Annotated in this window: 25 protein-coding genes; 14 read left to right on the top strand and 11 right to left on the bottom strand. The window is 68.5% G+C overall.

The features are described 5' to 3' along the window. On the bottom strand, nucleotides 1–639 hold a 639-nt coding region (locus AC07Y4_RS03055), incomplete at its 3' end, for an AEC family transporter (protein WP_495274182.1). Nucleotides 640–755: 116 nt separating this feature from the next. On the opposite strand from AC07Y4_RS03055, the gene AC07Y4_RS03050 reads away from it, so the two are divergent. Both AC07Y4_RS03050 and xerD read left to right on the top strand, forming a co-directional pair. Beyond that, nucleotides 756–1,730 carry a tripartite tricarboxylate transporter substrate binding protein BugE gene (locus AC07Y4_RS03050; RefSeq protein WP_447743126.1) on the top strand — a complete coding sequence of 325 codons (975 nt, stop codon included), beginning with the start codon at nucleotides 756–758 and terminating at the stop codon, nucleotides 1,728–1,730. Between the two features lie 67 nt (nucleotides 1,731–1,797). Further along, nucleotides 1,798–2,712, top strand: a complete 915-nt coding sequence (xerD, locus tag AC07Y4_RS03045) for a site-specific tyrosine recombinase XerD (RefSeq protein ID WP_495274181.1) — start codon at nucleotides 1,798–1,800, stop codon at nucleotides 2,710–2,712. A gap of 14 nt (nucleotides 2,713–2,726) precedes the next feature. Here the strand turns inward: xerD and AC07Y4_RS03040 are convergent, their stop codons facing one another. Then, the gene (locus AC07Y4_RS03040) at nucleotides 2,727–3,611 is read right to left on the bottom strand and encodes a LysR substrate-binding domain-containing protein (protein WP_487849210.1); all 885 of its coding nucleotides are present in this window, start codon (nucleotides 3,609–3,611) and stop codon (nucleotides 2,727–2,729) included. Nucleotides 3,612–3,861: 250 nt separating this feature from the next. Between AC07Y4_RS03040 and phnD the strand changes: the two genes are divergently transcribed. The 9 genes from phnD (at nucleotide 3,862) to AC07Y4_RS02995 (ending at nucleotide 11,973) form a co-directional block, all read left to right on the top strand. Then, on the top strand, nucleotides 3,862–4,725 hold the full coding sequence (gene phnD, locus AC07Y4_RS03035; protein WP_062482233.1) for a phosphonate ABC transporter substrate-binding protein: 864 nt from the start codon (nucleotides 3,862–3,864) through the stop codon (nucleotides 4,723–4,725). After that, a complete protein-coding gene (gene phnC, locus AC07Y4_RS03030; protein ID WP_487849209.1) occupies nucleotides 4,722–5,579 on the top strand; it encodes a phosphonate ABC transporter ATP-binding protein in 858 nt (285 codons plus the stop codon). Before phnD ends, phnC begins: the two co-directional genes overlap by 4 nt. Further along, on the top strand, nucleotides 5,576–6,394 hold the full coding sequence (gene phnE / locus AC07Y4_RS03025; protein WP_139705634.1) for a phosphonate ABC transporter, permease protein PhnE: 819 nt from the start codon (nucleotides 5,576–5,578) through the stop codon (nucleotides 6,392–6,394). The genes phnC and phnE overlap by 4 nt, the downstream gene beginning before the upstream one ends. A 50-nt stretch (nucleotides 6,395–6,444) precedes the next feature. Next, nucleotides 6,445–7,548: an iron-containing alcohol dehydrogenase PsrA gene (psrA, locus tag AC07Y4_RS03020; RefSeq protein WP_487849208.1), complete on the top strand. Its 1,104-nt coding sequence runs from the start codon at nucleotides 6,445–6,447 to the stop codon at nucleotides 7,546–7,548. A 72-nt stretch (nucleotides 7,549–7,620) separates the two neighbouring features. Then, entirely contained in the window at nucleotides 7,621–8,589 is a 969-nt protein-coding gene (locus AC07Y4_RS03015; RefSeq protein ID WP_062482231.1) for a Bug family tripartite tricarboxylate transporter substrate binding protein, read from the top strand. Between the two features lie 44 nt (nucleotides 8,590–8,633). Continuing rightward, complete coding sequence (locus AC07Y4_RS03010; RefSeq protein WP_487849342.1) at nucleotides 8,634–9,626, top strand: Bug family tripartite tricarboxylate transporter substrate binding protein; 993 nt, start codon at nucleotides 8,634–8,636, stop codon at nucleotides 9,624–9,626. 45 nt (nucleotides 9,627–9,671) lie between these two features. Beyond that, entirely contained in the window at nucleotides 9,672–10,253 is a 582-nt protein-coding gene (locus AC07Y4_RS03005; RefSeq protein ID WP_487849207.1) for a TetR/AcrR family transcriptional regulator, read from the top strand. Nucleotides 10,254–10,347: 94 nt separating this feature from the next. Then, nucleotides 10,348–11,481 (top strand): thiolase family protein, encoded by a 1,134-nt coding sequence (locus AC07Y4_RS03000; protein ID WP_487849206.1) that lies wholly within the window; start codon nucleotides 10,348–10,350, stop codon nucleotides 11,479–11,481. Between the two features lie 39 nt (nucleotides 11,482–11,520). Then, nucleotides 11,521–11,973, top strand: coding sequence for a MaoC family dehydratase (locus tag AC07Y4_RS02995; protein WP_062474638.1), 453 nt, complete (start codon nucleotides 11,521–11,523; stop codon nucleotides 11,971–11,973). Nucleotides 11,974–11,976: 3 nt separating this feature from the next. Here the strand turns inward: AC07Y4_RS02995 and AC07Y4_RS02990 are convergent, their stop codons facing one another. Beyond that, entirely contained in the window at nucleotides 11,977–12,657 is a 681-nt protein-coding gene (locus AC07Y4_RS02990) for a pentapeptide repeat-containing protein (protein WP_495274180.1), read from the bottom strand. Next, the gene (locus AC07Y4_RS02985; protein ID WP_487849204.1) at nucleotides 12,654–13,466 is read right to left on the bottom strand and encodes a ferritin-like domain-containing protein; all 813 of its coding nucleotides are present in this window, start codon (nucleotides 13,464–13,466) and stop codon (nucleotides 12,654–12,656) included. The genes AC07Y4_RS02990 and AC07Y4_RS02985 overlap by 4 nt, the downstream gene beginning before the upstream one ends. A gap of 39 nt (nucleotides 13,467–13,505) precedes the next feature. Here AC07Y4_RS02985 and AC07Y4_RS02980 point away from each other — a divergent pair, with 39 nt between their 5' ends. Both AC07Y4_RS02980 and hslO read left to right on the top strand, forming a co-directional pair. Next, the gene (locus AC07Y4_RS02980) at nucleotides 13,506–14,030 is read left to right on the top strand and encodes a gamma carbonic anhydrase family protein (protein WP_099796276.1); all 525 of its coding nucleotides are present in this window, start codon (nucleotides 13,506–13,508) and stop codon (nucleotides 14,028–14,030) included. Between the two features lie 31 nt (nucleotides 14,031–14,061). Continuing rightward, the gene (gene hslO / locus AC07Y4_RS02975) at nucleotides 14,062–15,060 is read left to right on the top strand and encodes an Hsp33 family molecular chaperone HslO (RefSeq protein WP_487849203.1); all 999 of its coding nucleotides are present in this window, start codon (nucleotides 14,062–14,064) and stop codon (nucleotides 15,058–15,060) included. Between the two features lie 12 nt (nucleotides 15,061–15,072). On the opposite strand, the gene AC07Y4_RS02970 is transcribed toward hslO, so the two are convergent. Together AC07Y4_RS02970 and AC07Y4_RS02965 are read right to left on the bottom strand one after the other, a co-directional pair. After that, nucleotides 15,073–15,948, bottom strand: coding sequence for an NAD(P)-dependent oxidoreductase (locus tag AC07Y4_RS02970; protein WP_487849202.1), 876 nt, complete (start codon nucleotides 15,946–15,948; stop codon nucleotides 15,073–15,075). A gap of 28 nt (nucleotides 15,949–15,976) precedes the next feature. After that, complete coding sequence (locus tag AC07Y4_RS02965; RefSeq protein ID WP_487849201.1) at nucleotides 15,977–16,756, bottom strand: SDR family oxidoreductase; 780 nt, start codon at nucleotides 16,754–16,756, stop codon at nucleotides 15,977–15,979. A 106-nt stretch (nucleotides 16,757–16,862) separates the two neighbouring features. Here AC07Y4_RS02965 and AC07Y4_RS02960 point away from each other — a divergent pair, with 106 nt between their 5' ends. Further along, nucleotides 16,863–17,738 (top strand): AraC family transcriptional regulator, encoded by an 876-nt coding sequence (locus tag AC07Y4_RS02960; protein ID WP_487849200.1) that lies wholly within the window; start codon nucleotides 16,863–16,865, stop codon nucleotides 17,736–17,738. Nucleotides 17,739–17,740: 2 nt separating this feature from the next. Here the strand turns inward: AC07Y4_RS02960 and AC07Y4_RS02955 are convergent, their stop codons facing one another. The 5 genes from AC07Y4_RS02955 to eno are packed head-to-tail and all read right to left on the bottom strand — an operon-like array spanning nucleotide 17,741 to nucleotide 21,686. Beyond that, nucleotides 17,741–18,724: a hypothetical protein gene (locus AC07Y4_RS02955; RefSeq protein WP_487849199.1), complete on the bottom strand. Its 984-nt coding sequence runs from the start codon at nucleotides 18,722–18,724 to the stop codon at nucleotides 17,741–17,743. A 52-nt stretch (nucleotides 18,725–18,776) separates the two neighbouring features. Then, nucleotides 18,777–19,454 (bottom strand): AAA family ATPase, encoded by a 678-nt coding sequence (locus tag AC07Y4_RS02950; protein ID WP_487849341.1) that lies wholly within the window; start codon nucleotides 19,452–19,454, stop codon nucleotides 18,777–18,779. After that, nucleotides 19,451–20,083 (bottom strand): nicotinamide riboside transporter PnuC, encoded by a 633-nt coding sequence (gene pnuC / locus AC07Y4_RS02945; RefSeq protein WP_447743155.1) that lies wholly within the window; start codon nucleotides 20,081–20,083, stop codon nucleotides 19,451–19,453. Before pnuC ends, AC07Y4_RS02950 begins: the two co-directional genes overlap by 4 nt. A gap of 25 nt (nucleotides 20,084–20,108) precedes the next feature. Next, nucleotides 20,109–20,387 (bottom strand): cell division protein FtsB, encoded by a 279-nt coding sequence (gene ftsB, locus AC07Y4_RS02940; RefSeq protein ID WP_070059525.1) that lies wholly within the window; start codon nucleotides 20,385–20,387, stop codon nucleotides 20,109–20,111. A 15-nt stretch (nucleotides 20,388–20,402) separates the two neighbouring features. Beyond that, on the bottom strand, nucleotides 20,403–21,686 hold the full coding sequence (gene eno / locus AC07Y4_RS02935) for a phosphopyruvate hydratase (RefSeq protein WP_062474653.1): 1,284 nt from the start codon (nucleotides 21,684–21,686) through the stop codon (nucleotides 20,403–20,405). Nucleotides 21,687–21,714 lie beyond the last annotated feature (28 nt).

The raw sequence follows: 21,714 nt of genomic DNA, 5'->3' as shown, positions 1-21,714 counted from the left end.
CTGCATCCCCGCCCCCGCCGCCAGCAACCCCAACGCCAGCGACGCAGCCCCGATCCGCGTGAGCGTCGGCGTCAACCAGCCAGGCACCGTGAGCCCCAGCACATTGGCCAGCAGCCCCGCCAGCGTCGCCACGATCAGCGGATTGCGCACCAGCTGCCGCACGAAGCCCGTCTGCGCGTGCCGCGTCATCGGCCACACGGCGGCGATGTTGAACATCGGCACGCACACGCCGATCAGCACCGCGATCAGCAGCAGGCCCTCGGGCCCGGCCAGCCGCTCGGCCAGCGCCAGGCAGATGAAGGAGTTGAAGCGGAACGCGATCTGTGCGCTCGCGGCGTGGTCGTGCCGGTCGATGTGCGTGCGCAGGCCCGGCACGAAGGGCAGGGCGTAGGCCATCGCGATGCCGGCCAGCCCGACGCCCACGCCCGCGGTCAGCAGGCTCGAGGTCGCACCGAAGTCGAGCGGGCTGCGCACGATCGAATGGAACAGCAGGACGGGAAATAGAAAGTAATACACCAGGCTCTCGACCTGGTCCCACACGCGGCGGTCGAGCGCGGTGTAGCGGCACAGGAGCCAGCCGATGGCGATGAGGGAGAAATCGGGGAAGAGCAGCTGCGCGTAGTTCACCGCTTCGAGCATAAACCGGCACAACCGTGGGTATTCCACAGCATGACGGAAAGCCCCGACCCGCTAGCATCCGGGCTTCGCTTTTTTCCGGCCGCCCCGGCCGGTTCCGTCAAGTCAAGGAGTTATCGATGCAACGTCGTCAATGGAGCGCGTTCGTGGGCGCTGCCGCGCTGGTCACAGTGGCAGGCCAGAGTTTCGCGCAGGGCTATCCCACCAAGCCGGTCGAACTGAGCGTGCCGTTCGCACCCGGCGGCACGACGGACATCGTGGCGCGCGTGATCGCCGACCCGCTGGGCAAGGTATTGGGCCAGCCCGTGGTGGTGATCAACCGCGCCGGTGGCGGCGGCATCGTGGGTGCGGCCGAAACCGCGCGCGCGCCGGCCGACGGCTACAAGCTGGGCGTGGCCACGGTGTCGAGCACCGCCGCCAACCCGGCCATCAACCCGAAGACGCCGTACGACCCGATCACCGACTTCACGCCGATCATCAACATCGCGGCCACGCCGAACGTGATCGCGGTGAACCCGAGTTTCCCGGCCAAGAACTACGCCGAGTTCGTGGCCGAGCTGAAGAAGAACCCGGGCAAGTATTCGTACGCCTCGTCGGGCACGGGCGGCATCGGCCACCTGCTGATGGAGCTGTACAAGAGCCTGACCACCACCTTCGTCACGCACATCCCGTACCGCGGCGCGGGCCCGGCGCTGAACGACGTGGTGGCCGGCCAGGTGCCGATCATCTTCGACAACCTGCCCTCGGCCATGCCCTTCATCCAGAGCGGCCGCCTGGTGCCGATCGTGGTGTCGGCGCCGACGCGCGTGGCCGGCCTGCCGAACGTGCCGACCTTCAAGGAAGTCGGCCTGGAGCCGGTCAACCGCATGGCCTACTACGGCATCCTCGGCCCCAAGGGCCTGCCGAAGGAAGTGGTCGACAAGATCAACGCGGGCGTGAAGAAGGCGGTGGAAGATCCGGCCGTGAAGAAGCGCATCGAAGACACCGGCTCGCTGATCGTGGCCAACTCGCCCGACCAGTTCGCCGCGCAGATCAAGGCCGAGTTCGACGTGTACAAGCAGGTCGTGAAGAAGCAGAACCTCAAGCTCGACTGAGCCTCTTCGCTTCCCCCGAAAGCCGCCCGCGTTCCGGGCGGCTTTTTCTTTTGTTATCTTGCATCGCATGACCGAGGCCACCGCCGCTCCCCCCACCGCCGACATCGACACCTTCATCGACGCCCTCTGGCTCGAGGACGGGCTGTCGAAGAACACGCTGGCCGCCTACCGCCGCGACCTCGCGCTGTTAGCGCAGTGGTTGCGCGAACAGCGGGGCGGCATGGGGCTCGACGCCGCGCGTGAGACCGACCTGCAGGCCTACATGGGCGTGCGCCTGTCCACCAAGGGCAAGGCGACTTCGGCGAATCGCCGGCTCACGGTGTTCAAACGCTACTACCGCTGGGCGCTGCGCGAGCGCCGCATCACGGCCGACCCGAGCATCCGCCTCATGCCCGCGCGCCAGATGCCGCGCGCGATCAAGACGCTGTCCGAGAAGCAGGTCGACGACCTGCTGGCCGCGCCCGATGTCGAGAGCCCGCTCGGCCTGCGCGACCGCGCGATGCTGGAGCTGATGTACGCGAGCGGCCTGCGCGTGAGCGAGCTGGTGGCGCTGAAGGCGATCGACATGAGCCTGAACGACGGCGTGCTGCGCGTGCTCGGCAAGGGCAACAAGGAACGCCTCGTGCCCTTCGGCGGCGAGGCGCGGCGCTGGATCGAACGCTACCTCGACGAGTCGCGCCCCGTGATCCTCGACGGCCAGCAGACGCCCGACCTGTTCGTGACCGCACGCGGTGCGGGCATGACGCGCGTGATGTTCTGGGTCATCGTGAAGAAGCAGGCCGCGGCGGCCGGCATCCACGTGCCGCTGTCGCCGCACACGCTGCGCCATGCGTTCGCGACACACCTGCTGAACCATGGCGTCGACCTGCGCGCGGTGCAGTTGCTGCTGGGCCATGCCGACATCTCGACCACCACCATCTACACGCACGTGGCGCGCGAGCGCCTGAAGCAGCTGCACGCGGCGCACCATCCGCGCGGCTGACGCAGCCTTCGTTCTCAGCTCTTGCGCTTGCGCGCCTCGATGGCCGGCACCAGCGTGTCGTAGAAGGCGCTCACCATGCGCATCTCGCGCCGCTCGGCCAGGCACAGCACGTGGGCGTAGGTGAAAATTTCGGTGTCGCTGAAGCCGACCATGTGCAGGTTGGGCCCCGGCACGAACTCCACGCCCGACACGGCCGCGATGCCCAGGCCTTGCGCCACGGCTTCGCGGATCACTTCGCGGCTGCTGATCTCCATCACCACGTCGACCTCGACTTTGGCCTTGGTCAGTGCCAGCTCGAGCGCCTTGCGCGTGGTCGATCCTTGTTCGCGCAGGATGAGCCGTTCGCCCTGCAGCTCCGCGAGCCGGATGTTGCGCCGCTTCGCGAAGCGGTGCGTGGAGGGAACGAACATCACGACCGGGTGCTGGCTGAAGGGCACCGACAGAAAGCGGTCGTCGCGCACCAGCTGCGCGAGCACACCCACGTCGGCGCTGTAGTCGAGCAGGCGGTCGAGCACGTCCTGTGAATTGCCGGTGCTCACCGTGACCTTCACGTCGGGGTAGCGCAGGCTGAAGTCGACCAGCATCTTGGTCACGTGGTACGGGCCCACGGCCGCCACGCGCAGGTGGCCGGTGCGCAGCTTGCCGGCGTCGCCGAGCAGCGCCACTGCATCGCCTTCGAGGCTGAAGATCTGCTGCGCGAGTTGCATGAGCTGCTCGCCGATCTCGGTGAGCTGCACGCGCCGGCCGCGCCGGTGAAAGAGCTCGACCTGGTAGGCCTCTTCGAGAAAACGCACCTGCGTGGTGATGGTGGGCTGGCTCACATGCAGGTGCTCGGCGGCCCGCGTGAAGCTGCCTTCGCGGGCCACGGCATAGAAGGAACGCAGCTGGGTGAGGCGCATCGCGGGAGCCTTTCTGATCTATAGGTTCAGTATATAGATCATCGAAAAAATTTGAATTTGATCGATATGAGTACCAGTGATGTACTCGCGCTCAAGACGGACCAGGCCTCGACAGAAACACGCCGGACGTCCCGAATCCTCACGTTGTCATGACCATGACATGCACGACTGGAAGACTCGAGACGGGTACTTTTGCCCTTCGAAACGACCTGAGGATTCCATGCAACGCAGACCACCGGAGACAACCATGATGAAGCGTAGAAAGCTGCTGCTCGGCACTGCCGCCGTGACAGCGTCCGCCTTCGTGCCGATGGCACGGGCACAGCAGGTTCTCACTGTCGGGCTGATTCCTTCCGAGGACTCGCGCGCCATGATTGCCAACAGCCAGGCCATGATGGACATGCTGTCCAAGGCCCTCGGTTTCGCGGTCAAGCCCTTCGTGGCGGCCGACTACAACGGCGTGATCGAAGCGCTGCGTTCCAAGCGGCTCGACGTGGCCTACCTCGGCCCCTTCTCGTATGTGCTGGGCACCACGGTGGCCGACATCGAGGCCTTCGCGGTGGCCGAGACCAAGAAGGCCGGGCGCACCTCGTACCACAGCCAGATCGTGACCCACAAGGACACCGGCATCAAGACGGTGGCCGACCTCAAGGGCAAGACCTTCGCCTTCGTCGATCCGAGCTCCACCTCGGGCCATCTGTTTCCCAAGGCCGGCCTGCTGAAGGCGGGCTTCAACCCCGACAAGGATTTCGGCCGCGTGATCTTCTCGGGCTCGCACGACTCGAGCGCGATCGCGGTGCAGAACAAGAAGGTCGATGCCGCGGCCATTGCCGACCGCATCCTCGATGCCGCCGTGTCCAAGGGCCTGGTCAAGCGCGAAGACCTGGTCGAGGTCTGGAAGTCGGACCCGATCCCCGAGTCGCCCACCGTGTGGCGCAAGGACCTGCCCGCCGACCTGAAGACGCGCGTGCAGGCCGCCTTCCTGCAGGTGAAGGACATCCCCTGGTCCGACCAGGGCCTGCTCAACGGTTTCCATCCGACCAACGACGCGGCCTACAACATCATCCGCGACACGGCGAAGGTGCTGAACCTCGACCTGAGGAAGATGAAATGATCGAAATCCGCGGGCTGTGCAAGCGCTACGGCGACTTCACCGCGCTTCACCGTGTCGACCTCACGGTGGCCAAGGGTGAGTTCGTCGTCATCCTCGGCGCGTCGGGTGCGGGCAAGTCGACGCTGCTGCGTTGCATCAACCACCTGGCCGAGCCGAGCGAAGGCGAGATCCACGTCGACGGCGAGCGCTCGCGCGGTGACCGCGCCGGGCTGCGCAAGGTGCGCCGCGACGTGGCGATGATCTTCCAGCACTACAACGTGGTGCCGCGCCTGTCGGTGCTCAAGAACGTGCTGACGGGGCGGCTGGGTTCGATGCCCGCGCTCCTGTCGTGGTTCCAGGTGTTCCCCGCGAAGGACATCGCCATCGCCCGCGAATGCCTGCGCCGCGTCGAGCTCGACCCCAAGGCCGACCTGCGCACCGACACGCTCTCGGGCGGGCAGAAGCAGCGCGTGGGCATTGCACGCGCGCTGGCGCAAAAGCCCAAGGTGATCCTGGCCGACGAGCCCGTGGCCAGCCTCGACCCGAAGACCTCGCGCAAGGTGCTCAACTACCTGAAGCAGGCCAGCCGGCAGGACGGCATCACGGTGATCTGCAACCTCCATCAGGTCGACTACGCGCGCGAGTTCGCGCAGCGCGTGATCGGCGTGGCGGCCGGACGCATCGTGTTCGAAGGCCGGCCCGACGAACTGACCGACGAGGTGCTGCACCTCATCTATCCGGGCGGCGTGGAAGAGGGCACCGACGCCGCCACTGCGGGCGCAGAGCCTGACACCGCAACGCCGAGCGTCCCCGCTGCGGCCCTTCATGCGGCGCCGGTGCGCACCGCCCCGCAACTCGCCATGGAGCAATCATGATCGCCCTCGGACGCTACAACCTGCTGATCGCCAAGAGCGCCGGCAACCCCGGCTGGTGGAAGTACGCCGTGGCCGTGCTCGCCGGCATCGGCGTGCTCTGGTGGGCGGCCATCGGCAGCCAGGTGAGCTTCAGCGAACTCGGCAAGGGCATGCCCTGGATCGCCGACTTCCTCGGACGCATGCTGCCGCCCAACTGGGAGTTCATGGGTAAGCTCGTGAAGCCGGCCATCGAGACCGTGCAGATCGCGCTGTGGGGCACGCTGCTGGCGGTGATCCTCGCGGTGCCGCTGTGCTTCTTTGCGGCGCGCAACATCTCGCCGAACGTCGCCGTGTTCCACGCGATGCGGCAGGTGCTGAACATCACGCGCGGCATCAACGAGATCATCCTGGCGCTGATCTTCGTGGCGGCCGTCGGCCTCGGTCCGTTCCCCGGCGTGCTGGCACTGGCGCTGCATGGTGCGGGCATGCTCGGCAAGTTCTTCGCCGAGTCGATCGAGGAGATCGACCAGGGCCCGATCGAGGCGCTGCGCGCCACCGGCGCGGGGCCGATCCAGACCATCATCTTCGGCGTCATTCCGCAGGTGGTCACCGCGTGGATCGGCGTGATCGTCTACCGCTTCGAGACCAACCTGCGCCAGGCCACCGTGCTGGGCATGGTGGGCGCGGGCGGCATCGGCTTCGAGCTCGTGGGCAGCATGAAGCTGTTCCAGTACCAGGACACGGCGACCTGCATCCTGGTGATCGTCGTGATGGTCATGACGGCCGACTACCTCTCGACCCGGCTGCGCGGCTGGATCCAGCAGGGCGCGCGCTGATGGCCCGCTCCCTCCCCGCGGCTCTTGCCGTCTCCTGAAGCCACTTTCCCATGAGCGCCAACTACCACAACCCCGTGCACAGCGTGTACGGGGCAGGGGCCCTGCTGTCCCTGCCGAAGCTGCTCGAAGGCCGGCGCGCCGCGCTGGTGACCTTTCCCGAGGCGCGCGTGCTGGGCCTGCTCGACCGGCTGGCGTCGGTGCTCGGCGACGCGCTGGCCTGCACCCTCGACCAGACGCGGCCCAACCCCGACGTGGCGGAACTGGCCGAAACCTACGAATGGTTCTGGCGCACGCATGCCGACGTGGAAGTGATCGTCGCGGTCGGCGGCGGCAGCGCCATCGACACCGCGAAGGCGCTGATGGTGGCCGACGACCACGGGCGCTTCGCGGACCTGGTGGCGGGCCTCGCGGGCGAGCGGCCCTTCGTCGCCACGCGCCACAAGACGCTCATCGCCGTGCCCACCACGGCCGGCACCGGCAGCGAGGTCACGCCCTGGGCCACCATCTGGGACCGCGAGCGTCAGAAGAAGTACTCGCTGCATTTGCCGCAGACCTGGCCGAGCCATGCGGTCATCGACCCCGAGCTGATGCTGTCGTTGCCGGCGGCGGTCACGCTGCAGAGCGGGCTCGATGCGCTGTCGCATGCGCTCGAAGCCATCTGGAACGTCAACGCCAATCCGCTGTCCGACACCTTCGCCGTGGCGGCCGTGCAGGACACGCTGGAGGTGCTGCCGCAGCTCATGGCGCGGCTGGACGACGTCGACCTGCGCGGGCGCATGGCACTGGCCGCACTGAAGGCGGGCATGGCGTTTTCCAACACCAAGACCGCGCTCGCGCATTCCATCTCGTACGAGATGACGTTGCGCTACGGCCTGCCGCACGGCATCGCCTGTTCGTTCCCGCTGCCGATGGTGCTGGCGCGCGCCATCGGCCGCCGGCCCGACCGCGACGCGGTGCTGGCGCAGGCGCTGCGCATGCCGCTGGCCGACGCGCCGACGCAGCTCGCGGCCTTCATCGAATCGCTGGGCGTGAAGACGCGCTTCGCCGACTACGGCGTGGGCGAGGACGAGGCGCGCGAGATGCTGCGCCATGCGCAGGGCGGGGCGCGCGGGCGTAACTTCATCGGCAACGACGTGGAGGCGCAGGAAGCCTGAGCAGGTGCGAGCCGGAGGTCCGGCGATGTTTCAAAATGGATGCTCTTATTCAAGAGACATCGAGAGACATCCATGAACCTTCGCAGACTCTGCACCGGCCTCGCACTGGCCACGACCGCCGGCCTTGCCATCGCCCAGGGCTTTCCCACCGCCAAGCCCATCCGCCTGATCGTCGGCTACCCGCCCGGCGGCGGCATCGACTTCGCGGCGCGCACGGTGCAGGTGCCGCTGCAGGAAGCGCTCAAGCAGCAGCTGGTGGTCGACTACAAGCCGGGCGCGAGCGGCATGATCGCGGCCACCGAGCTCACGCGCCAGCCGGCCGACGGCTACACGCTGCTGCTGGCCAACACCGGCCCTTTCGCCATCGCGCCGTACCTGCAGAGCAAGCCGCCGTACGACCCGATCAAGCAGTTCACCTACATCGGCCAGATCAGCCAGGGCAGCTACATCGCGGTGACGCGGCCCGACCATCCGGCGAAGAACCTCAAGGAGTTCGTGGCGTGGGCCAAGGGCCAGCCCGGCAAGGTCAACTTCGCCTCGGGCGGCAACGGCACCTCGACGCACCTGAACGGCGAGCTCATGAACCAGGTGACGGGCCTGGACATGACGCACGTGCCGTACAAGGGCAGCGCGCCGGCCGTGCAGGACCTGCTCGGCGGGCAGACGCAGATCCTCATCGACGCGGGCAGCGTGCTGCTGCCGCAGGTGAAGGGCGGCAAGCTCAAGGCGCTGGCCGTGACCGGCCCGGTGCGTGACCCGCAACTGCCCGACGTGCCGACGGTGAAGGAGCTGGGCCTCGCAGGCATGGAGGCGGTCGGCTTCCAGGGCCTGGTCGGCCCCGCCAACATGCCCAAGGAGGTGGTCGATCGCCTGTCGGGTGAACTTGCGAAAGCACTGGCGACGCCCGAGATCAAGGCCAAGTTCGCGACGGCCGGTGCCGAGGTGCACCCGCTCGGCCCGGCGGCCTTTGCGGCTTTCGTCAAGGCGGACAATGAGAAGTGGTCCAAGCTGATCCGCGAGCGCAAGCTGCAGCTGGACTGACCGATCTTTCTTCTTCTCCTCGACGCATGCCTTTCATCGACACCATGAACTTCCTCGCCGCCTCCAAGCCTTCGCGCCGCACCACGACCCGGCTGCTCGCCGCCGCGGCGCTGTGCGCGGCCAGCGGCGCGCATGCGCAGGCCGTGCCGCGCACCGTGCGGCTCATCGTGGCCTACCCGGCGGGCGGCGTGAGCGACGTGGTCGCGCGCGCGCTCGGCGACCGGCTCGCCGTGCAGCTGGGCACCACGGTGATCGTCGACAACCGCGCGGGCGCGAGCGGCGCCATCGGCATGGACGCCGTGGCCAAGGCCGCGCCCGACGGCGCGACGCTGGGCTTCTCGGCCATCAGCCCGCTGGTGCTGAGCCCGCACCTGGGCAAGCTGCCGTTCGACCCGCTGAAGGACATCGTGCCGGTGGCCAGCGTGATGTATTCGCCCGTGCTGCTGGTGGCCACGCCGGCCAGCAAGGCGAAGGACTTTCGTGCGCTGATTGCCGAGGCCAAGGCGCAGCCCGGCGCGGTGCGCTGGGCCACGTCGGGGCCGGCCTCGCTCGGGCACATCGTGCTCGAGCAGGTGCGCGCGACGGCCGGCGTGGACATCACGCACGTGCCGTACAAGGGCGGCGGCCAGCAGCTCAACGATGCGCTGAGCGGGCAGTTCGAAATTTTGTCGACGAACGCCAGCCCGACGCTGTCGGCGCACATCCAGTCGGGCAAGCTGCGCCCGCTGGCGGCCGGCGCGCCCGCGCGGCTCGAGAGCCTGCCGCAGGTGCCCACGCTGGCCGAGCTGGGCTACAGCGCGGCCAACATCCATTCGCTGTTCGGCGTGTTCGCGCCCGCGGGCACGCCGGCGGCGCTGGTTGCGAAGTACAACGCCGAGATCAACAAGGCGCTCGCCAGCCCCGAGCTGCGCGCCAAGCTCACGGCCACCGACAACGTGCCGGCCCCGGGCACGCCGGCTGCCTTCGCCAAGGAAATCGCCAGCGAGTTCGAGAGCAACGGCCGCATCGTGAAGGCCGCGGGCATCAAGGCCGATTGACCCCGGCGCTTGCAGGGTGGTGTTTCCCTACCTTATAGTAGGTAGATGCACGACGCTTCCACCCTGGCCCCCGGCGGCACCCGCGATCAGATCCTCGCGGTGGCGCGCGGGCTCATCGAAACCCGTTCGTACCTGGGCTTCAGCTTCCAGGACGTGGCCAACGCGGTGGGCGTGCGCAAGGCGAGCCTCTACCACCACTTTCCCACCAAGGAAGCGCTGGGCATCGCGGTGATCCAGGGCGCCACGCAGGGCTTCAAGGACTGGGTGGCGGTGCGCGCACGCGAGCCCAAGGACGCGCTCGAATCCTATTTCCGCATGTACCGCAACACGCTGAAGGCCGGCGCGGGCCTGTGTCCGGCGGGTGCGCTGGCGCCGGGCTGGGACTGCATCAACGAAGACCTGCGCCAGGCCGTGCAGGCCTTGCGCAACACGCAGGTGATGTGGCTCACCGGCGTGCTCGGCGCGCTGGTGCCGGCGCAGGCGCAGAAAGACAACCCCGTGGCCTCGCTCGCGGCCTTCGTGTTCTCGTCGTGCCAGGGCGCGCTGCTCGCGTCGCGCATGACGGGCCGCGTCGAAGACTTCGACGACGCCATCGCCCAACTGCGGCGCGCGCTGCCGCTCGACTGACCGATCTGTTCCACCACGGGCACGCCGGGCGTGCCTTTTTTTGAACCCCGAAGCCTACCGATTGGAAGGTAGTTTTTCTCCAAGGAGTGTTCCCATGAAAGCCGTGATTTCCGCCTACGCCCGTTCCCCGTTCCACTTCGCGAAGAAGGGCGCGCTGGCCGGGGTGCGCCCCGACACGCTCGCCGCCGGCGTGGTGCAGGGCCTGCTGCAGCGCACCGACCTCGACCCGGCGCTGCTCGAAGACATCATCCTGGGCTGCGCCTACCCCGAGGCGTCGCAGGGCAACAACCTCGCGCGCATCGTCGGCCTGCTGGCCGGGCTGCCGCTCGAGGTGGGCGGCATGACGGTGAACCGCTTCTGCGGCTCGTCGATGCAGGCCGTGCACATCGCCGCCGCGCAGATCGAGGCGGGCATGGGCGACGCCTTCCTGTGCGTGGGCGTGGAGTCGATGACGATGGTGCCGCAGGGCGGCTTCAACTTCTCGCCCAGCCCCGAGCTGCTGGCGAACACTGACGCCTACATCTCGATGGGCGAGACCGCCGAGAACGTCGCGCAGCGCTGGCACGTGAGCCGCGCCGACCAGGAGGCGCTGGCCGTCGAGTCGCACCGCAAGGCGACCGAAGCGCGCGCGCAGGGCCGGTTGGCCGGCGAGATCGTGCCGGTGCGCCTGGCCTCCGGCGAGGTGATCGATGCCGACGGCTGCATCCGCCCCTCGACCTCGGCCGAGGCGCTGGCCAACCTCAAGCCCGCGTTCCGTCCCGACGGCGTGGTGACGGCCGGCACCTCGTCGCCGCTGACCGATGGTGCGGCTGTCGTGCTGGTCACCAGTGACGCCTTCGCCGCGAAGCACGGCCTGAAGCCGCTGGCGCGCATCCGCTCGTTCGCGACCGTGGGCGTTGACCCGGCCGTCATGGGCATCGGTCCGATTCCCGCCACGCGCAAGGCGCTCGCACGCGCGGGCCTGAACGTGGCCGACCTCGACGTGGTCGAGATCAACGAAGCCTTCTCGTCGCAGGCGCTGGCCTGCATCCGCGACCTCGGGCTCGACCCGGCCACCGTCAACCTCGACGGCGGCGGCCTGGCCATCGGCCACCCGCTGGGCGCCACCGGCGCGCGCATCACGGGCAAGGCGGCGGCGCTGCTGGCGCGCGAGAACGGCCGCTATGCGTTGGCCACGCAATGCATCGGCGGCGGGCAGGGCATCGCCACCATCCTCGAGCGCGTCTGATCGCCCGAGAATGACGGGCAACGCAACAAGGAGACTCCCATGGACAAGCTGTATCTCGAAGACCTGAAGGTCGGCGACCGTTTCCAGAGCGGCGAACACCTGCTCGACGCGGCGCAGATCAAGGCCTTCGCGCAGCAGTTCGACCCGCAGCCCTTCCACACCGACGAAGAGGCCGCCAAGAACACCTTCTTCGGCGGGCTGGCCGCGAGCGGCTGGCACACGGCGGCGCTCACGATGAAGCTGCTGGTCGACAGCGGCATCCCGCTGGCGGACGGCATCATCGGCTCGGGCGGCGAGCTGCAGTGGCCCAAGCCCACGCGGCCCGGCGACGTGCTGCATGTGGTGAGCGAGGTGGTCGACATCACGCCCTCGCGCTCCAAGCCCGGCCGCGCGATGGTCTCGATGCGCTGCCAGACGCGCAACCAGCGCGGCGAGGTGCTTCAATACTTCACGCCCAAGCTGGTGGTGCACAGCCGCACCGCGACGTCCTGAATCTCAGACGACGCGCAGGCCCAGTTCCTCGACCAGCGCGGCGGCCTGCCGGTGGGAGATGGTCGCGCCCTTGAACGGCGCAGCGTTGGCCAGCCGCAGGCCGCCCAGGTCCACGTCGCGCAGGTCGGCGCCTTCGAAGCGCGCGAGCTTCAGGTGCGCGTTGCGCAGGCTGCCGCCTTCGAAGATGGTCTCGCGGAAATCGCAGCCCGAGAGGTCGGCCTCCGACAGGTCGAGCTGCGCGAGCGTCTGCTTGCGAAACGACAGGCCGCGCAGGTGTGCGTCGACCAGCAGCGAATCCTTGAACACCACGCCCAGCGCCGACACCTCGCCGAAGTGCGCGCCCGTGAGCTTCACGCCCGTGAAGAGCGCCGAGGCCAGCTTGGCGCGCACCCATTGGGTGTTGTTCAGGTCGCAGTCCTGGAAGCGCGCGTTCGTGAGGTCGGCCAGGCCGAAGTCGGCCTGGCGCGCGCGGCAGCCGATCCAGCGCGTGTCCGCCAGCTGCGCGCGGTCGAAGGAAGTTTCAGCGAAGCTGCACAGCGTGAACTGCGCGCCGCGCAGGTCGAGGCGCGACAGGTCGGCCTCGTCGAAATGGCAGCGTTCGAAATGCGGCGGCGTGTCGCGGCCCTGCAGGCAAGCCTGCAGCTCGGTGCGTGACCAGGTCTGGTCGGAGATCACATCGGTCATTCGGGGCGGGAATCGGTCAGCGCGCGCAGCTCTGCGGGGCTGAAGCCCGCCCGGCCGCGTGCTTCGAGGTTGAAAGGCGGCTTGTGGCGCGGCGCGTCGTAGCGCGCCACCAGGGCCGGGTAGTTGGCTTCGGCGTCGAGCCCGGCGCGCTCGCACAGCCAGCGGTACCAGTGGTTGCCGATGGCCACGTGGCCCACTTCGTCGCGCAGGATGATGTCGAGGATTTCCACGGCACGCAGCGCATCGGGCGTGTTCACGCGCCTGAGCTTGGACTGGATCAGCGGCGTGGCGTCGAGCCCGCGCGCCTCGAGCGTGCGCGGCACCAGCGCCATGCGCGCGAGCACGTCGTCCTTGGTCTTCTCGCACATGTTCCACAGGCCGTCGTGGCCCGGAAAGTCGCCGTAGCGCCAGCCCATGGCCTGCAGGTGCGTGTGCAGCAGCGTGAAGTGCTGCGCCTCTTCGTCGGCCACGCGCAGCCAGTCGCGGTAGTAGGCCTCGGGCATGCCGTCGTAGCGCCACACGGCGTCCAGCGCGAGGTTGATCGCGTTGAACTCGATGTGGCAGATCGAATGGATCAGCGCGGCGCGGCCTTCGGGCGTGAAGGGCGAGCGCTTCTGCACGGCGGTGGCGGCCACGCGCAGCGGGCGCTCGGGGCGGCCCGGCACGCCGTCGTCGTCGCCGGGCGTGCGCAGGGGCTCGAGTGCTATGGAAACAGTAGCTGCCTGTGCAGCCGTGGCGCGCGTGGCGGCCACCTTGTCGTCGGGGTCTGTCAGGCGCAGCGCGGCCAGCGCGCTCAATCGGGGGTGCATCCCTACAATTCTAGTTTTGCCCCTCCGGAGACAACCACGATGGCGATTTACGAATTGGATGGCATTGCCCCGCGCCTTGGCGAAGGCGCATGGGTCGCGGACAGCGCCCAGGTCATGGGCAACGTCGAACTGGCAGAGAACGCGAGCGTCTGGTTCGGCGCCGTGCTGCGCGGCGACACCGAGGTGCTGACCATCGGGCGCAACAGCAACATCCAGGACCTGTCGGTGCTGCACGCCGACATCGGCTGCCCGCTGACCATCGGCGACAACGTGACGGTGGGGCACCAGGTGATGCTGCACGGCTGCACCATCGGCGACAACTCGCTGATCGGCATCCAGGCGGTGGTCTTGAATAACGCGAGGATCGGCCGCAATTCGATCGTTGGCGCCGGCAGCGTCGTGACCGAGGGCAAGGAGTTTCCCGACAATTCCCTCATCATCGGCTCGCCCGCCAAGGTGGTGCGCACGCTCGACGATGCCGCCGCCGCCAAGCTGCGCCAGAGTGCGGAGCACTACGTAGAAAACGCCCATCGCTTCGCGAAGGGCCTGAAAAAAATCGCCTGACCCGCGCAGGCACACAGAGAAAGATTCCGTTTTGAGCGAGCTGCACAAATTCCTGTTCGATGGCCTGCCGGTGCGCGGCATGATCGTGCGCCTGACGGATGCGTGGCAGGAGATCCTTGCGCGGCGCGCCTCCAACACCGCCACCGGCGCCTACCCGCCGCCCGTGGCCGAGCTGCTGGGCGAGATGACGGCCGCGGCCACGCTGATGCAGGCCAACATCAAGTTCAACGGCGCACTCATCCTGCAGATCTTCGGCGACGGCCCCGTGAAGGTGGCGGTGGCCGAGGCCAAGCCCGACTTGAGCCTGCGCGCCACTGCCAAGGTGATCGGCGACCTGCCGGCCGACGCGCACCTGCCCGACATGGTCAACGTGAACAACAAGGGCCGCTGCGCGATCACGCTCGACCCGAAAGACAAGCTCCCGGGCACCACGCCGTACCAGGGCGTCGTGCCGCTGTTCGGCGACGATGGCCAGAAGCTGGGCAAGCTCAGCGACGTGCTGCAGCACTACATGCTGCAAAGCGAACAGCTCGACACCACGCTGGTGCTCGCCGCCGACGACAAGGTGGCGGCCGGCCTGCTGATCCAGCGCCTGCCCATCAAGGGCGAGGGCAACCTCGAAGGCACCTCGCAGCAGACGCACGATGAAGCGCACCAAGACCAGATCGGCCGCAACGAGGAATACAACCGCATCTCGATCCTCGCGTCGAGCCTCACGCGCGAGGAGCTGCTCACGCTCGACGTCGAGACCATCCTGCGCCGCCTGTTCTGGGAAGAGAAGCTGCTGCGCTTCGAACCGCAGGCTGGCCTTTTGGGCCCGCACTTCGCCTGCACCTGCGGCCGCGAGCGCGTGGCGCAGATGATCCGCGGGCTCGGCGTGGAAGAGGCCGAGGAAATCCTTGCCGAGCGCGGCGACATCGAGGTCGGCTGCGACTTCTGCGGCAAGCAGTACCGCTTCGACGCGGTCGACACCGCGCAGCTGTTCAAGCCGCTGGGCGACCAGCTGCCGGGCAGCCCGGTCGTCCAGTAGGCACGACGCGGTTCAAGCGGGCTGCGGCGGCTGCCGCAGCACCTTGACCATCGCGGCCAGGCGCTCGTTGCCCAGGCCCGCGCGCAGCGCGCGCTCGAACTGTCCCATCAGGAAATCCGGAAAGCCCGCATCGAGCTGCGCCTCGCGCGCCTGCTTCACGAACAGCCGGCCCGATCCCGCGCAGGTGGCCATCGAGCTCTCGGGCTCGCCGTACTGGCTGGCGTGGATGGCTTCGCCCTCGGCCTGGATCATTTCGCCGAGCACCGGTGAGATCGCGCCGATCATCTGCGCGAAGCTGTCCACCGGCAGCCCTTCGGCTTCGCAGATGCGCACGCCGTGAAAGAACCCGCTCATCGCTCCGAACATGCACGAGAGCGTGGCCAAGTCCCAGGCGGCCGCGTTGCCGATCGGCTCGCCCATGTGCTGGATGTTCCCGGCAATGGCTTCGAGCAGCGGCCGGCAGGCGGCGAGGGCGCGTGCCTCGCCGGAGATGAAGAGCGGCGTGTCGGGCCGGCCGATCTGCCCCGGCGTGGCGAGCAGGGCGCCGTCGAGATACGCCACGCCGCTGAGCGCGGCCCAGTCGTCGCGCGCGTCCTGCGGCGTGCCGGTGCTCAGCTGCACCAGCACCTTGCCGCGCAGTGCGTCGTGAACGCCGGGCGTGGCGAGGATGGCGCGCGACGCCGGGTAGTCGGCCACGCAGACCAGCACCACGGGGCTCGCCTGCACTGCGGCCAGGGCCGTCGGTGCGAGCACCGTGCCCTGGTTCAGGAGGGGCGTGGCGCGCTCGGCGGTGCGGTTCCACACCGTCAGCGTGAACTTCGATGATTGAAGGGCGCGCGCGAGGGCGATGCCCATGGGGCCGAGGCCGATGAGGGAAACGTCGGTCATGTTGTGAGGTCCTTGGTGAGAGATCGGATCAAGCGGCAGCCGGCGTCAGGCCCTGGCCCAGCCCGCCATCGACGGTGAGGCGTGCGCCCGTCGTGAAGGTCGCCTCGAAGGCGAAGAACAGCACCGCGCGCGCCACTTCGGCCGAGGTGCCGTGGCGCCGCATCGGCGTGATCTGGTCGCCCAGGCGCATGAACTCGGCGCGCTCCTCGGCGCTCGCGTCGGTCACGCCGAGCGTGGGCGTGTCGATGAAGCCGGGGCTCACCACGTTCACGCGGATGCCGCGCGTCACCAGCTCGGCCGCGAAGCCCGAGGCCATCGAGCGCAGCGCGGCCTTGGTGGCGCTGTACACGCTCATGCCATGCATGCCGCCTTCGTCTGCGATGGACGAGGTGAAGACGATCGCGCTGCCCGCTGGCATCAGCGGCGCCAGACGCTGTACGGTGAAGAATGGACCCTTGGTGTTGACGGCGAAGGCACGGTCGTAGCCGGCCTCGGTCACCTGCTCGAAGGGCTCGAGCGACGAGATGCCCGCGTTGATGTGCAGCAGGTCGATGCGGCCGAAGCGCTCGCGCACCGTGGCGGCGAGGGCGTCGATGTCGGCCAGCGAGGCCGTGTCGGATGCCAGCACATGGGCGCGCGGGCCGAGCACGCGGCGCGCGGCCTCCAGGTTATGCGGGTTGCGGCCGGTCACGAGCACGTCGGCGCCGCCGTCGAGCAGCGCCTGCGCGGTGGCCAGGCCCATGCCGAGGGTGCCGCCGGTGATGACGGCTTTCTTGCCTGCGTAAGGAGTGTGGGGTGTGGTGTTCATGGCCGTCGATGATCCGGATCGCACGGCTTGCGGTCGCGCACGTTCAGCCGTGGGGGAGCACAAACGGCCGACGGCATGCACGCCGCGCGCGGCCCATAATGTTTCGATGAGCGATACCGATCTGGACACCGATCTGCACGGGCACGGTGGTGCGGCGTCCGAGGTGGCGCTGTCGGCCGACAGCTTCGTCGCGCCGCCCGCCACCGACAGCCTGCGCGTCGACGTGCGCCAGACCCCCGGCGGCGTGGTCGGCTACGAGGCGCTGCCCGACCACCGTCTCAAGCTGCACGCGGGCGCGCCGGTGGCGGGCGCCTGCCAGTTCCACCGCTTTCTCTACACGCGCGGCGACCTCGACATCCTGCCGGCCGGCAGCACTGACATCTGGCATGAAGAGTCGCCGAGCACCTCGGTCGTGGTGCGCATGGCGCCCGCGCTGCTGGTGCGCACGGCCGACGAGATGGGCCTGCCGGCCGAGCGTGCGGTGCTCGGCGAACGCCACCAGTTCCGCGACCCGCAGATCGAGCACATCGCCTGGGCACTCGACGCCGAGCGCCGCGCGGGCTTTCCCAATGGCCGGCTCTACACCGACAGCCTGGGCACCGCGCTCGCGGTGCAGCTGATCGCGGCGGGCCCGCAGGTGGCGCCGTCGCCCGTGCAGGGGTTGACGCGGTTGCAGCTGAAACGCGTCACGGAGTTCATCGAGGCGCACCTGGACGGCGACCTGTCGCTGGCGGCGCTGGCCGAGGTCGCGGGCCTGAGCGCCTCGCACCTGAAGACGCAGTTCAAGCGCTCCACCGGCCAGGCGGTGCATGCCTACGTAGTGCACCGCCGCGTCGACCGCGCGCGCAGCCTGCTGCTGAACAGCGAGATGCCCGCGAGCCTCGTCGCGCTCGAGAGCGGCTTCTCGCACCAGAGCCACATGGCGCGCTGCATGCGCCGCGTGCTGGGCCTCACGCCCGGCGAGGTGCGGCGCGCGGCCTGAGCTCAGCGCGCTTCGTCGTCGAAGCCGCCGAATGCGATGTCGGGCGCGCTCGTGTTGTGCTTGGAGGGCAGGGTGCGGCCGAAGCGCACTTGCGTGGCGTTCAGCGTCTTCACCTCGGGCAGCGGCAGCGCCTGCTCGGCCGCCTGCGGCGAGGCCTGCCAGCGCACCTCGCTCATGTCGGCGTTGTCGGGCGTCACGTACATCGAACGCAGCACCGCGAAGGGCTGCTTGGCGCTCGCCGTGGGCTTGGAGAGCGTCACGTCGAGCGCGGTGCGGGTGCGGCTGATCTCGGTCACGCGCGCCACAGCGCTGCCGCCGTCGGTGAAGCGCAGGTGGATGGCCAGCGGTTTCGGTACGACGCGGATCGACGCGATGTTCACCACCGGCCGCCCGGCTTGAACGACCGGGCCGAGCAGGAACGACGAGCCGTACACACCGTCGCCGAAGCGCGCCTCGGGCAGCGGCTTGAGGCGCCAGTAGCCGTCGGACGGGTAGAGCACGATGGCTTCGAGCGCCTTGCCGTTTTCCTTCTTGAACACCTGCAGCAGGTGAAAGCCGCGGTCGTGGCGCGCGCCGACCTGCACCGGCACGCGCGCCGGACGCCAGAAGGTCGGCAGCGTCATGCCGACGATGCGCCACTGTGCGTTGTCGAGCAGCACGACGGTGCGCTTCTTGAAGCGGTGCGCCGGGTCGGTGGGGTGGGCGCCGCCGTCGAAATTGCAGCCCGAGAAATCGGGCGCGGTGACGTCGTTGCCGATGCTGCCGAGGTAGCTCGGCTGCAGCGCTTCGATGCGCAGGTGGCGGATGCCGTCGCCGCGCAGCACCATCGACACATTGTCTTCCTCGGCACAGGCCGTGGGGGTGGTGGCGTTCTCGACGGTGGCGGCCACGGGCGCTGCAGAAGCGGCGCCAGTGGTCAGCAGCAGGGCGAGGAAGGCGGCGGCAGGAGCGCGCGGGGCAAGGAGCGCAGCAATCGAAACGGGCATCGGGTCTCCGGTGAAGGGGAGAGGGCGCGTGAGCGCGCAAGAACCGGAAGGCTCAGGTGGGGTCGCGGCGCGCCATCAGGTCGCTGAAGAGCTTATGTTCGCATTCCGGGTCGGAACACTTCTCGCAAGGCCATGTCCATGAGGCGGGCTTGGCGTCGCGGCGGGTGCGCGTGCGGGCGCGGCCTTCGTTGCCGGCGATGGTGTTGATCGCATTCCATGCGTTCGCCAGCCGTTCGCCGCCGCTGCCATGCACCACGGCGTACGAGAGTCCGGCGCGCGTGAGCGCGGCGCGCACCAGCGTGTCGGTCGGCTGGCGCGCATGGGGGCCGTCGCGCATGTCGTCGGCCACCCAGGGCAGGTCGAGCGCGGTGAGCAGCGTGATGGCGTAGCGCCGCTGCGCAGCGAGGGCGCTGTCGTAGAGCGAGGTGTCGGCGAACAACTGCTCGCTGTAGACCGCCGTCATGAGCGCCGTGGTGTCGGCCACCACCACGCCCGTGGTGGCAGCCGCGTCGATTCGGCGCATCTGTTCGTCGGCGATGGCTTGTTGTTCGTCGGGGCGGGGCGTGCGGCCCTCGCGCTCGCACCATTCGCGCAGGTACTCGCCCACCAGCGTGACGGGCGTGCCGCGGTCCTGCAGGCGCTGTGCGATGGCGCGCGAGAGCTCGGTCTTGCCCGTGCTCTCGGCGCCCACGAGCGCGATGACGCAGCCGGTCGGCAGGTTCGGCGTCATGCCGGCACCGCCTTCGTCGTGGCCTTCGGCAGGCGTCGCTGCCATGCCAGGAAGCCGGCCACGCTGAGCACGGCGAACACCGCGTACAGCGCTGTCGTGAGCCACAGGCCCTTGTGGATGAACAGGCCCACGCTGACCACGTTCACGGCCAGCCAGATGAGCCAGTTCTCGATGAACTTGCGCCCGAGCAGGAACTGCCCGACCAGGCTCAGGCCGGTGACGAAGCCGTCCCACCAGGGCACGTCGGTGTTGGTGAAGCGACGCAGGAAGAGGGCGACCACGGGCCACGCAATGGCGCAGGCCACGAGGGCGTACGCGGTACCGCGCGGCGACAGCCGGCTGACCCGCAAGGCGCTGCCGTCGGCGCGGAAGCCGCGCAGCCATTGCGCCCAGCCCCACAGGGCGACGAAAGCGAAGAAAACTTGAAGGGCGGCGTCGCCGTAGATGCGCGCGTTGGCGAACACCACCACGTAGAGCAGCGAGCTGACGATCGCCAACGGCCAGCCCCAGTGGATCTCGCGCATGTTGCAGCCGACCATCGCGAGCGCAAGCACGGCGGCGACAAGTTCGAGCCAGGTGACGGGAGAACCCCACAGCGCAAAGGCGGAGGCCGAGAGAAGCTCTGGCATCGAGAAGCGGTGGCGAAGGAAAGGATCAGTGCGCGATCTGCACGAAGACTTCGTTCGGTTTGACCATGCCGAGTTCCGCGCGGGCGCGTTCCTCGACCATCTCGAGGCCGTCTTTCAGGTCATTGACTTCGGACGCGAGCCGCTCGTTGTTGAGGGCGGCCTTGGCGTTGGCGTCCTTCTGGTCGGCCAGCTGGGTCCTCAGCTGGGCGACCTCGCGCACGCTGCCGCGCCCGTTCCACAGCTGCCACTGCAGGATGACCAGCAGGAGCACCAGGATGAGAGGAGGGACGAAGCGCGCGCGCATGCAGGCTGCGAGGCGCTACTTGAGGTTGTAGAACGCGCCGCGGCCCGGGTAGACGGCGATGTCGCCGAGGTCTTCTTCGATGCGCAGCAGCTGGTTGTACTTGGCGATGCGGTCCGAACGCGACAGCGAACCGGTCTTGATCTGGCCGGCGTTGGTACCCACGGCGATGTCGGCGATGGTGCTGTCTTCGGTTTCGCCCGAACGGTGCGAAATGACGGCCGTGTAGCCCGCGCGCTTGGCCATCTCGATGGCGGCGAAGGTTTCGGTCAGCGTGCCGATCTGGTTGATCTTGATCAGGATAGAGTTGGCGATGCCCTTATCGATGCCTTCTTGCAGGATCTTGGTGTTGGTGACGAACAGGTCGTCGCCCACCAGCTGCACGCGCTTGCCCAGGCGCTCGGTCAGGTGCTTCCAGCCGTCCCAGTCGCCTTCGTGCATGCCGTCTTCGATGCTGATGATCGGGTACTTGTCGACCCAGGTCGCGAGCATGTCGGTCCAGCTTTCGGCCGTGAGCGACAGGTTTTCGCCCGACAGCACGTACTTGCCGTCCTTGTAGAACTCGCTGGCCGCGCAGTCCAGGCCCAGGGCGATCTGTTCGCCGGCGGTGTAGCCGGCCTTGTCGATGGCTTCCAGGATCAGCTGGATGGCCGCTTCGTGGCTCTCGACGCTGGGGGCGAAGCCGCCTTCGTCGCCCACGGCCGTGCTGATGCCGCGGTCGCCCAGGATTTTCTTCAGGGCGTGGAACACTTCGGCGCCGTAACGCACGGCCTCGCGGAAGCTCTTGGCGCCCACGGGGATGATCATGAACTCTTGCAGGTCCAGGCTGTTGTTGGCGTGCGCGCCGCCGTTGATGACGTTCATCATCGGCACCGGCAGCTGCATGCCGCCCATTCCGCCGAAGTAGCGGTACAGCGGCAGGCCCGACTCTTCGGCCGCGGCGCGGGCCACGGCCATCGAGACGGCGAGGGTGGCGTTGGCGCCCAGGCGGGCCTTGTTGTCGGTGCCGTCCAGGTCGATCATCGTGCGATCGAGGAAGGCCTGTTCGCTGGCGTCCAGGCCCAGCACGGCTTCCGAGATCTCGGTGTTGATGTTCTCGACGGCCTTCAGCACGCCCTTGCCGAGGTAGCGGCTCTTGTCGCCGTCGCGCAGCTCGATGGCCTCGCGCGAACCGGTCGAAGCGCCCGAGGGCACGGCCGCACGGCCCATGGTGCCCGATTCGAGCAGCACGTCGCACTCGACGGTGGGGTTGCCTCGGCTGTCGAGAATTTCGCGGCCGACGATGTCAACGATTGCACTCATCTCTATCTCTTTCTCTGGGTCTCTTGGT

This window comes from Variovorax sp. GW460-12-1-14-LB1 (genome assembly GCF_059423605.1).
This window is presented reverse-complemented; position numbering and strand designations above follow the sequence as displayed.

What these genes read in the sequence shown, in the direction of transcription:
- AC07Y4_RS03050 (WP_447743126.1), top strand. Translation starts at nt 756, where the DNA reads ATGCAACGTCGTCAATGGAGCGCGTTCGTGGGCGCTGCCGCGCTGGTC.
- xerD (WP_495274181.1), top strand. Translation starts at nt 1,798, where the DNA reads ATGACCGAGGCCACCGCCGCTCCCCCCACCGCCGACATCGACACCTTC.
- AC07Y4_RS03040 (WP_487849210.1), bottom strand. Translation starts at nt 3,611, where the DNA reads ATGCGCCTCACCCAGCTGCGTTCCTTCTATGCCGTGGCCCGCGAAGGC.
- phnD (WP_062482233.1), top strand. Translation starts at nt 3,862, where the DNA reads ATGAAGCGTAGAAAGCTGCTGCTCGGCACTGCCGCCGTGACAGCGTCC.
- phnC (WP_487849209.1), top strand. Translation starts at nt 4,722, where the DNA reads ATGATCGAAATCCGCGGGCTGTGCAAGCGCTACGGCGACTTCACCGCG.
- phnE (WP_139705634.1), top strand. Translation starts at nt 5,576, where the DNA reads ATGATCGCCCTCGGACGCTACAACCTGCTGATCGCCAAGAGCGCCGGC.
- psrA (WP_487849208.1), top strand. Translation starts at nt 6,445, where the DNA reads ATGAGCGCCAACTACCACAACCCCGTGCACAGCGTGTACGGGGCAGGG.
- AC07Y4_RS03015 (WP_062482231.1), top strand. Translation starts at nt 7,621, where the DNA reads ATGAACCTTCGCAGACTCTGCACCGGCCTCGCACTGGCCACGACCGCC.
- AC07Y4_RS03010 (WP_487849342.1), top strand. Translation starts at nt 8,634, where the DNA reads ATGAACTTCCTCGCCGCCTCCAAGCCTTCGCGCCGCACCACGACCCGG.
- AC07Y4_RS03005 (WP_487849207.1), top strand. Translation starts at nt 9,672, where the DNA reads ATGCACGACGCTTCCACCCTGGCCCCCGGCGGCACCCGCGATCAGATC.
- AC07Y4_RS03000 (WP_487849206.1), top strand. Translation starts at nt 10,348, where the DNA reads ATGAAAGCCGTGATTTCCGCCTACGCCCGTTCCCCGTTCCACTTCGCG.
- AC07Y4_RS02995 (WP_062474638.1), top strand. Translation starts at nt 11,521, where the DNA reads ATGGACAAGCTGTATCTCGAAGACCTGAAGGTCGGCGACCGTTTCCAG.
- AC07Y4_RS02990 (WP_495274180.1), bottom strand. Translation starts at nt 12,657, where the DNA reads ATGACCGATGTGATCTCCGACCAGACCTGGTCACGCACCGAGCTGCAG.
- AC07Y4_RS02985 (WP_487849204.1), bottom strand. Translation starts at nt 13,466, where the DNA reads ATGCACCCCCGATTGAGCGCGCTGGCCGCGCTGCGCCTGACAGACCCC.
- AC07Y4_RS02980 (WP_099796276.1), top strand. Translation starts at nt 13,506, where the DNA reads ATGGCGATTTACGAATTGGATGGCATTGCCCCGCGCCTTGGCGAAGGC.
- AC07Y4_RS02970 (WP_487849202.1), bottom strand. Translation starts at nt 15,948, where the DNA reads ATGACCGACGTTTCCCTCATCGGCCTCGGCCCCATGGGCATCGCCCTC.
- AC07Y4_RS02965 (WP_487849201.1), bottom strand. Translation starts at nt 16,756, where the DNA reads ATGAACACCACACCCCACACTCCTTACGCAGGCAAGAAAGCCGTCATC.
- AC07Y4_RS02960 (WP_487849200.1), top strand. Translation starts at nt 16,863, where the DNA reads ATGAGCGATACCGATCTGGACACCGATCTGCACGGGCACGGTGGTGCG.
- AC07Y4_RS02955 (WP_487849199.1), bottom strand. Translation starts at nt 18,724, where the DNA reads ATGCCCGTTTCGATTGCTGCGCTCCTTGCCCCGCGCGCTCCTGCCGCC.
- AC07Y4_RS02950 (WP_487849341.1), bottom strand. Translation starts at nt 19,454, where the DNA reads ATGACGCCGAACCTGCCGACCGGCTGCGTCATCGCGCTCGTGGGCGCC.
- pnuC (WP_447743155.1), bottom strand. Translation starts at nt 20,083, where the DNA reads ATGCCAGAGCTTCTCTCGGCCTCCGCCTTTGCGCTGTGGGGTTCTCCC.
- ftsB (WP_070059525.1), bottom strand. Translation starts at nt 20,387, where the DNA reads ATGCGCGCGCGCTTCGTCCCTCCTCTCATCCTGGTGCTCCTGCTGGTC.
- eno (WP_062474653.1), bottom strand. Translation starts at nt 21,686, where the DNA reads ATGAGTGCAATCGTTGACATCGTCGGCCGCGAAATTCTCGACAGCCGA.